The organism is Micromonospora acroterricola (assembly GCF_003172955.1).
Taxonomy (GTDB): domain Bacteria; phylum Actinomycetota; class Actinomycetes; order Mycobacteriales; family Micromonosporaceae; genus Micromonospora; species Micromonospora acroterricola.
Map to the genome: position 1 here is coordinate 1 of NZ_QGKR01000345.1, position 8,970 is coordinate 8,970.

The 8,970-nt window shown below is 73.5% G+C and carries 8 protein-coding genes; 2 read left to right on the top strand and 6 right to left on the bottom strand.

The features are described from left to right. From DKT68_RS29025 to kdd, 6 genes are all read right to left on the bottom strand, one after another. Positions 1-1,203, bottom strand: a 1,203-nt coding sequence (locus tag DKT68_RS29025; protein ID WP_109820563.1) for a glutamate mutase L, incomplete at its 3' end; no start/stop codon positions are given. Continuing rightward, a complete protein-coding gene (gene kal, locus DKT68_RS29030) occupies positions 1,200-1,592 on the bottom strand; it encodes a 3-aminobutyryl-CoA ammonia lyase (RefSeq protein ID WP_109820564.1) in 393 nt (130 codons plus the stop codon). The genes kal and DKT68_RS29025, both read right to left, overlap by 4 nt. Next, complete coding sequence (gene kamE, locus DKT68_RS29035) at positions 1,589-2,347, bottom strand: lysine 5,6-aminomutase subunit beta (RefSeq protein WP_109820565.1); 759 nt, start codon at positions 2,345-2,347, stop codon at positions 1,589-1,591. The genes kal and kamE overlap by 4 nt, the downstream gene beginning before the upstream one ends. Next, a complete protein-coding gene (kamD, locus tag DKT68_RS29040) occupies positions 2,344-3,903 on the bottom strand; it encodes a lysine 5,6-aminomutase subunit alpha (RefSeq protein ID WP_109820566.1) in 1,560 nt (519 codons plus the stop codon). Before kamD ends, kamE begins: the two co-directional genes overlap by 4 nt. Continuing rightward, on the bottom strand, positions 3,900-5,465 hold the full coding sequence (locus DKT68_RS29045) for an amidohydrolase (protein WP_109820567.1): 1,566 nt from the start codon (positions 5,463-5,465) through the stop codon (positions 3,900-3,902). Before DKT68_RS29045 ends, kamD begins: the two co-directional genes overlap by 4 nt. Positions 5,466-5,469: 4 nt before the next feature. Beyond that, complete coding sequence (gene kdd, locus DKT68_RS29050; protein WP_109820568.1) at positions 5,470-6,531, bottom strand: L-erythro-3,5-diaminohexanoate dehydrogenase; 1,062 nt, start codon at positions 6,529-6,531, stop codon at positions 5,470-5,472. A gap of 140 nt (positions 6,532-6,671) precedes the next feature. Between kdd and DKT68_RS29055 the strand changes: the two genes are divergently transcribed. Together DKT68_RS29055 and DKT68_RS29060 are read left to right on the top strand one after the other, a co-directional pair. Continuing rightward, positions 6,672-8,078, top strand: a complete 1,407-nt coding sequence (locus DKT68_RS29055; RefSeq protein WP_109820569.1) for a KamA family radical SAM protein — start codon at positions 6,672-6,674, stop codon at positions 8,076-8,078. Between the two features lie 68 nt (positions 8,079-8,146). Beyond that, on the top strand, positions 8,147-8,970 hold an 824-nt coding region (locus DKT68_RS29060; RefSeq protein WP_109820570.1), incomplete at its 3' end, for a low temperature requirement protein A.

The following is an 8,970-nucleotide window of genomic DNA, read 5'->3' on the forward strand; positions in this document are numbered from 1 at the left end:
GGCGTGGGCCCCGAGGACAGCCGCCAGCACCCGCCCGGCGGTTTCGGCTGGCGCGTGCCGCAGCACCCCGCCGGAGCCCACCATCAGCCGCACGTCCCGCAGGTCCCGGCCGGCGCGTTCGCCGGTGGCGGCGCCGCGGGCGTGCCGGCGCAGCGCCACCGTGGCAGCGAGGGTGGCGATTCGCTCGTCCGCGGCCCGCTCGGCGTCGTCGGCGGCCAGGAACGCCGGGTCGGCGGCGCGGCGCGCGGCGGCCGCGGCCAGGTCGTCCCGCTCACCGGGGGCGAGCAGCCGTTCCTCCACGGCGGCGCGGACGACCCCGGGGGCGCTCCACCGCATGCCCAGGTCCCCCTCCACGGTGCGGGCCCGCCACAGGCTGCCGGCGACCGCCCGGCCCGGCCCGGTGGCCCGCTCGTCGGGGGTGAGCACGGAGTACACGTCGGTGGTGGCCCCGCCCACGTCGACCACGGCGAGGTCCCCGCCGATGGTGTCGGCGAGCACCTCCACGCCGGTGAGGACCGCGTCGGGGGTGGCCGCGCGTACCAGACGGGCGAACCGGCTGCCCCGCGACAGCCGTTTGCCGCCGATGACGTGGCGCAGGAACACGGCGCGGATCGCCGCCCGCGCCGACGCGGGGGCGAGCACCCCGATGCGGGGCAGCACGTTGTCCGCCGCCGTCACCGGCACCCCGGCGGATTCCAGCAGCGCGGTCAGCTCGGCGCGTACGTCACCGTTGCCGGCGAGCACCACCGGCACCCGCCAGCGGGCCCGGGCCAGCCGTGTCGCGTTGTGGGTGATCGTCTCGGCGTCGCCGCCGTCGGTGCCGCCGACGAGCAGCACCACGTCCGGTCGGGCGCCCCGCAGCGCCGCCAGGTCCGCCGCGCCGAGCCGACCGGCCGCCACGTGCACCACGTGCGCGCCGGCGGACAGGCCGACCCGCCGGCCGGCCTGCGCGGTGACCAGCGGCTCGTAGCCGATCACGGCCAGCCGCAGCCCCCCGCCGGCCGACGAGCACACGTACCACGGCATGTCGCGCACGCCGAGCCCGGCGGCGGCCGCCGCGACCGCGGCGTCCAGGCCGCGCAGCACGTCGGTGCCCACCGTGGTGGGCGCGGCTGCCGCGCCCACCAGCACACCGGCGGCCAGGTCCACCACCGCCGCCTTGGTGTACGTGGAGCCGACGTCCGCGCAGACCGCCAGGGTCACGACGCGGCGGGAACGACCACGGTGCCGGTCGCGGTGACCGCCACGACCGGCGGGTCGAGGACCTCGGCGGCGGACTCGGAACGGTCCGGGCGGCCCCGGCACACCACCGCGCACTCCAACTCCAGGGTGCGGCTGCGGCTGCCCACCCGCGTCACCCGCGCGGTCACCTCGACCACGTCACCGGCGCGGATGGGCGCGAGGAACCGCACGTCGGCGTACCCGGCGAACAGGCCCTCGTCACCGTCGGTGCGGATGCACACCTCCGTCGCGACGTCGCCGAAGAGTGCGAGGGCGTACGCCCCGTCGACGAGGTTGCCGGCGTAGTGGGCGTGCGAGTACGGCACGTACCGCCGGTGCGTCACCGTCAACCCGAGCCTGGAGTCGGTCATGCCGTCGCCTTCCGCTGCGTGATCAGGGCGTGCACGAGGTAGCTGGCCACCTCGCCGGGCGTGGTGCCCCGACCGAAGATCCGGTCCACGCCCAACTCGTCGGTCATCGTCTCGTCGAACCGGGGGCCGCCGACGATCAGCAGGGGCCGCCGCCCGGCGGGCATCGCCTCCCGGAACGCGGCGGACATCTCCCGGGTGTTGTGCAGGTGCGCGTCGCGTTGGGTGACGACCTGCGACACGAGCACCGCGTCGGCCCTCTCCGCGCGGGCGGCCTCGACCAGCTCCGGCACGCTGACCTGCGCGCCCAGGTTGGTGACCTTCAGCTCCCGGTAGTACTCCAGGCCCTTCTCACCCGCGATGCCCTTGACGTTGAGGATCGCGTCGATGCCCACGGTGTGCGCGTCGGTGCCGATGCACGCCCCGACCACGGACAGCTTGCGCCGCAGCCGCTGCTTGACGACCGTGTTGACGTCCTTGGCCGACAGCAGCGGGAAGTCCCGTTCCACCACCTGCACCGCGGTCAGGTCGACCAGGTGGTTCACCCGCCCGTAGACGACGAAGAAGGTGAACCCGTCGCCCATCGGCTTGGCGTGCACCACCATCGCCGGGTCCATGCCCATCCGGTTGGCCAGCTGCACCGCCGCGCCCTCGGCCCGCTTGTCGTGCGACACCGGCAGGGTGAACGACACCTGCACCATCCCGTCGCCGGTGGTGTCCCCGTACGGCCGCACGATCTGCTTCTGGTCCCCGCTCACGCCGCCGCCTCCAGGATCTCGGTGGCCGGGTTGCAGTAGTCGGCCTCGTGGGCGGCGACCCCGGCGAGGCCCTTGCCCCGGTCCGCGGGCCGCTTCATGATCCCGAACGTGCCCTCGGCGATCGCGGTCAGCAGCGTCTGCTCCCCGATGCGCTCCAGCAGGTCCAGCGCCTCACCGAGGACCTGGTTGGCGCGCCGCCGGATGAACCCGCCCGGCGCCGGCACGAAGTCCTCGTGCAGGCCACCGGCCGCGCCCAGCACGTACCGCACGTTCTGCAGGGCGATGTCGCGGTCGGACAGCCACGGCGTGACGACGGCCTCGGTCATCATCCCCACCAGCAGGATGCCCTGACCGGTCAGCGCGCCCGCCAGGTTGAAGAACCCGTCGAGCAGGTTGCCCCGGAACACGTCACCGGTCATGTGCTTCGTCGGCGGCATCCACTTCAGCGGGGCGTCCGGGAACAGCTCCCGGGCCAGCAGCGCGTGCGCCAGCTCCAACCGGAACGACTCCGGCACCTCCGGGTTGATCTCGAACGCGTGGCCCAGCCCCAACTGCCAGTCCGCCAGGCCCGCCTCGTGCGCGAAGAACTCGTTGAGCAGCTGCGACACCGTCACCGTGTGCGCCTCGTCGACGGCGTCGGCGGTGGTCAGGTAGTTGTCCTCACCGGTGTTGATGATGATCCCGGCGCGGGCGTGGACCTGCCGCGAGAACCGCTGGTCGACGAACGTGCGGATCGGGTTGATGTCGCGGAACAGGATCCCGTACATCGAGTCGTTCAGCATCATGTCGAGGCGTTCCAACCCGGCGAGGGCCGCCATCTCCGGCATGCACAGACCGGACGCGTAGTTGGTCAGCCGCACGTAGCGGCCCAACTCCTTCGACGACTCGTCCAGCGCCGCCCGCATCAACCGGAAGTTCTCCTGCGTGGCGTACGTGCCGGCGAACCCCTCCCGCGTCGCGCCCTCCGGCACGTAGTCCAGCAGCGACTGCCCGGTGGAGCGGATCACCGCGATCACGTCCGCGCCCGCCCGCGCCGCCGCCTGCGCCTGCGGGATGTCCTCGTAGATGTCCCCGGTCGCCACGATCAGGTAGATCCATGGCCGCTGCGCCGGGTCCCCGTGCCGCTTGACGAGACGGTCACGTTCCGCGCGCCGCCGGTCGATACGCCGGATGCCCGCCCCGACCGCCCTGCGCGCCGCGGACCGGGCGGCCGTGGCGGCCCGTCCGGTGGGCAGGGCGAAGCGCACCGAACCGGCGGCGGCCTTCTGCGCCAGCAACGTCACGTCCGTGATGCCCTCCCGGGCGAGCGCGTCGAACACCGGCACGGCCACCCCGTGGCCCAGCCCCACGTCCGCGACGACCGCGTCGACGAGCCGGTTCACCCACGGAATGCCGTCCGGGTCGGCGCCGGTCACCCCGGCCAGGCGCAGCACCGCCCGCTCCACCGACACGGTGGTGTGGCTGCGGGCCAGGTCCACGACCGGCTGCCCGGCCCGGCGCGCCAACTCCCGCGCCCGCGCCACCAGCACCGGATCAAGATCAAGCTTTCCGGTCACGACGACCCCTCCTGATAGATGACCTCACCGCGCAGCACCAGGCTCCGGCACACCGGCAGCGGAGTCGGGTCCTCCGGACCCCGCAGCTCCGGGTCCTCGGCCTGCAACACCGGCAGGCCCCGCTCCACGCCGGCCGGCGTCGACCACACCGCGAACGTCGCCGGCGCGCCCAGGGCGAGGACCCCCTCGACGTCCAGGTGCACCGCCCGCCACCCGCCGCGCGTGTGCGCGGCGAACGCCGCCCGCACACTCATCCGCTGCGCCGGGTTGTGGTGCGCCGCCGCCGCCCGCACCGACCCCCACGGGTCCAGCGGCGTCACCGGCGAGTCCGACCCGAACGCCAGCGCCACACCCACCCCGTGCATGGCGCCCATCGGGTTGGACTCCAACGACCGGTCCAGACCCAACCGCGCCTCGTACATCCGGCCCGCGCCACCCCACAGCCGGTCGAACGCCGGCTGCATGCTCGCCACGATCCCGTACTCCACGAACCGGGCGATCATCGCCTTGTTCATGATCTCCGCGTGCTCCACGCGGTGCCGGGCCGCGCGCAGCCGCTCCACGCCCACCGTCCGCGCCGCCGCCGCGAAACCCTCCAGCACCGTGCCGATCGCCGCGTCACCGATCGCGTGGAACCCGCCCTGCATGTCGTGCGCCGCGCAGTCCACCAGGTGGTCCCGCACCTGCTCCGCCGACAGGTACCCGTGCCCGCAGCCGTCGGCGTCGCCGTACGGCTGCGACACGTGCGCCGTACGCGACCCCAGCGCGCCGTCGGCGAACAGGTCACCGCCCGCGCCCACCGCGCCCAACTCCCGGGCCCGCGCCGCGCCACCCAGCTCACCCCAGTACCCGTACACCTCCGGCAGCCCGGCGCCGGAGATGCCCAGCAGGCCCGTGAAGTCCTCCTCGTCGGAGATCTCCGGGCCGCCGCACTCGTGCACCGCGGCGATGCCCAGCGACGCCGCGTGCGCCAGGGCCACCCGCTGCGCGGCGACCCGCTGCGACCGGCTCACCGAGCCCTGCGCCGCCGCCCGCACCACGTGGTGCGCGTCACGCCGCAACCACCCCGACGCGTCGTAGCCCGCCGCGGCCTCCGCCTGCGGGCACGCCGCCAGCAACGCCGTCGACACCAGCGCCGAGTGGATCGACGCCTGCGACAGGTACACCCGCCGGCCACCGGCCGCCCGGTCCAACGCCGCCGCGTCCGGCAGCGTCGGGTCCGCCCAGCCCGACTCGTCCCACCCGTGCCCCAGCACCACCGCGTCCGCCGGCAGACCCGCCGCGAACTCGGCCACCGCTTCCAGCAACCGCGCGGCCGACCGCACCCCGGACAGCTCCAACCCGGACAGCGTCAACCCGGTGTCCGTGGCGTGCACGTGCGCGTCCACGAACGCCGGCGTCACCAGCGCCCCACCCAGGTCCACCACCCGGTCGGCGGGCGGCGCGTCACCGTCGGTCCCCAGCCAGGCGATCCGCCCACCGGAGACCAGCAACGCGGTCGCGCTCGGGTCGGCGGGGCAGTGCAGCACGCCGCCGCGGTACAAGGTCGAGGGGTTCGTCATGACCTCAGTCTGCCGCGAGCCGTGCCGTGAACAGCCGACGCACCCCCGGCTCGGCGCGCAGCAGACCCAACGCCAGCTCCGCGTGCCCCGGCACGTACCCGTTGCCCACCAGCATCGTCACGTCCGCGGCCAGACCCTCCGCGCCCAACGCCGCCGCCGAGAAGCTCGTCGCCATCGAGAAGAAGATCACCGTGCCGCCGTCGGCGGTCGCCAGCACCGCGCCGTGCTCACAGCCCGGCACGTCCACGCACACCACGGTGACGTCCGCCGGGGCGCCCAGGGCGGTGGTCACCGCCGTGGACAACCCCACCGGATCGCGCGCGTCGGCCAACGCCACCACCGACGCCAGGTCGGCGGCCGCCAGCGCGTCACGCTCCGCCGCCACCGGAACCACCCCGACGGTACGCGCGGCGCCCGCCCGCCGCGCCGCGGCGAGCGACAGCGACCCGCTCTTGCCCGCGCCGCCGATCACCGCCACGCGCACCGGCGTCGGGTCGCCCGCGCGGTGCCGCTCCTCGACGTAGCGCGACACCACCCGCGCGGTCAGCGCGGGCGCCCCGCACACGTCCAGCACCGCCAGGGACAGCTGCGGGTCCTCGTCGTCGGGCAGCACCGCGGCGATGGAACGGGCGAACAGGATCGCCCACCCGTCGCACGGCACCTGCTCGCTGCGCCCGTCCCACCGGGCCAACCCGTCGGTCACCACCAGCGGGGTCAGGGTCAGCGACACCAGGGTGGCGACCCGCTCACCCGGCTTCAGCCCCAGCGGGGAGCGCCGCCCGGCCTCCTCCACCGTGCCGATCAGCATCCCACCGGAACCCGTCACCGGGTTCTGCATCTTCCCCCGCGTCGAAATGATCTCCAGGACCTCGGCGCGGACCGCGTCACCGTCCCCGCCGTGCTTCTCCGACAGCTGCCGGAAGCTCGCCGCGTCCAGGTTGAGTCGCTGCACACGGATCCGCACCTCGTTCGGCGCGATCGCCGCGGACGCGTCCAACCGCCAGGCCGCCTGCGGCAGCACCCCCGCCGGTTCCACGACGCGGTGCAGTCCCACCGGTGACGTCACGCCGACCTCCCCTGTCCAGCCGCCCGACCCCGGTCGGGGGATCGCGTAACGGGAAAACTTCCGGCAGACTAATTTCTTCGCCGGATATTTTCCAGTAGCCTTCGGGTTTACGTTGATCAGCTGCACCACGAGGAGGGGCCGTGACCCAGACCCAACCGGTTGAGACCATCCCTCAACCCCGTCACGCCCCGGTCGCCGTACCGACCGCCGGGCAGCCCTACGAATACCGCCGCCACCCGCTCGTCGAACCCGACTGGACCCGCTTCCCCGGCTGGCGCCACGTCACCCGCGACCAGTGGGAATCCGCCCAGTGGCAGCGCGTCAACTGCGTCAAGAACATCAAGCAGCTCCGCACCGTCCTCGGCGACCTCGTCGACGAGACCTTCTACGCCGACCTCGAGGCCGACCAGAAGGCCCTGGCCACCATGTCCATGCTGGTGCCACCCCAAATGATCAACACGATGGTGCCGTTCGCGCCCCTCACCACCGAGGCGCTGCTCGCCGACCCCATCCGGCGCTACATGATCCCGGTCGCCTCCGACCGACGCACCGACTGGCCCTCCCACCCGTACGCCAGCCGCGACTCCCTGCACGAGCACGACATGTGGGTCGCCGAAGGGCTCACCCACCGCTACCCCACCAAGGTCCTCGCCGAGCTGCTCTCCACCTGCCCCCAGTACTGCGGGCACTGCACCCGGATGGACCTCGTCGGCAACTCCACCCCCGCCGTCGACAAACTCAAACTCACCCTCAAGCCCGTCGAGCGCTACGACGCCCACATCAGCTACCTCAAGGCCCACCCCGGCGTCCGCGACGTCGTCGTCTCCGGCGGCGACGTCGCCAACGTGCCCTGGCGCAACCTCGAGTCGTACCTCATGCGCCTGCTGGAGCTGGAGACCGTCCGCGACATCCGGCTCGCCACCAAGGCCCTCATGGGCCTCCCCCAGCACTGGCTGCAGCCCGACGTCGTCCAGGGCCTGGAACGCGTCGCCCGCACCGCCGCCCGCCGCGGCGTCAACCTCGCCATCCACACCCACGTCAACCACGCCCAGTCACTCACCCCCCTGGTCGCCAAGGCGACCCAGACCGCCCTCGACGTCGGCGTCCGCGACGTCCGCAACCAGGGCGTGCTCATGCGCGGCGTCAACGCCACCACCCCCGAGCTGCTCGACCTCTGCTTCGCGCTGCAGGGCGAGGCCGGCATCCTGCCGTACTACTTCTACATGTGCGACATGATCCCCAACGCCGAACACTGGCGGGTCCCCGTCTGGCACGCCCAGCAGCTCCAGCACGACATCATGGGCTACCTGCCCGGCTACGCCACCCCGCGCATCGTCTGCGACGTCCCCTTCGTCGGCAAGCGCTGGGTGCACATGCTCACCGACTACGACCGCGACCGCGGCATCTCCTACTGGACCAAGAACTACCGCACCTCCATCGAGTCCACCGACGTCGAGGCACTCGACAAGCGCTACGCCTACTACGACCCGATCGACACCCTGCCCGACACCGGCCAGCAGTGGTGGGCCGCCCACCACAACGACTGACCACCCCGATACCCCCGGGCTCACCGTCCCGGGGGTGTCACCCATCACGGACGACTACCGTCCCCACCATGGGACACCCGCGGCCCGCCCCGGACGCCGGCACCGCCGCTCGGGTCGCTCCCGTCGAGATCTTCTTCGACGTCGTCTTCGTCCTGACCATCACCCAGCTCACCCGCGCCCTGGAAGCCGACCTCAGCTGGGCCGGCCTCGGCAGCACCGTGCTCATCTTCGGGCTCCTCTGGTACCTCTACACCGGCTACGCCTGGCTCACCAACCACGTCCCACCCCGGCGGAGCGCCGCCAAGCTGCTGCTCTTCGCCGGCATGGCCGGCTTCCTGCTCACCGCCGTCGCCCTGCCCGGCGCCCTCGCCGACACCGGCCTGACCTTCGCCGTCGGCTACCTGATCGTGGTCGTCGTACACCTCATCCTGTTCCTGCACTCCGACGCCCGCGCCGGCGTCCGCCGGCTCGCCCCCTACAACCTCGGCGCCGCCCTGCTCGTCCTGGCCGCCGCCGCGTTCAGCGGCCCCGCCGTGCCCGCCCTCTGGACCGCCGCCGTACTCGTCCAGGCCGTCCTGCCCTACCTGCTCCCCCGCCACTCCTGGCTCGGCGTCGCCGCCGCCTTCCACCTCACCCCGGCGCACTTCGTCGAACGACACGGCCTGCTCGTCATCGTCGCCCTCGGCGAATCCGTCGTCACCATCGGCATGGGCGTCCCCACGCAACAGCTCACCGCCGGCAGGGCCGGCGCGATCGTGCTCGCGCTCGCCCTGCCCGCCGTCCTCCGGTGGATCTATGTCGCCGCCACCCGGCCCGCCGAGGCCGTCCTCGCCGAAGCGGCCCCCGCCGCCCGCAGCCGAATCGCCGCCAGGACCTACGTCCGCCCCCACTT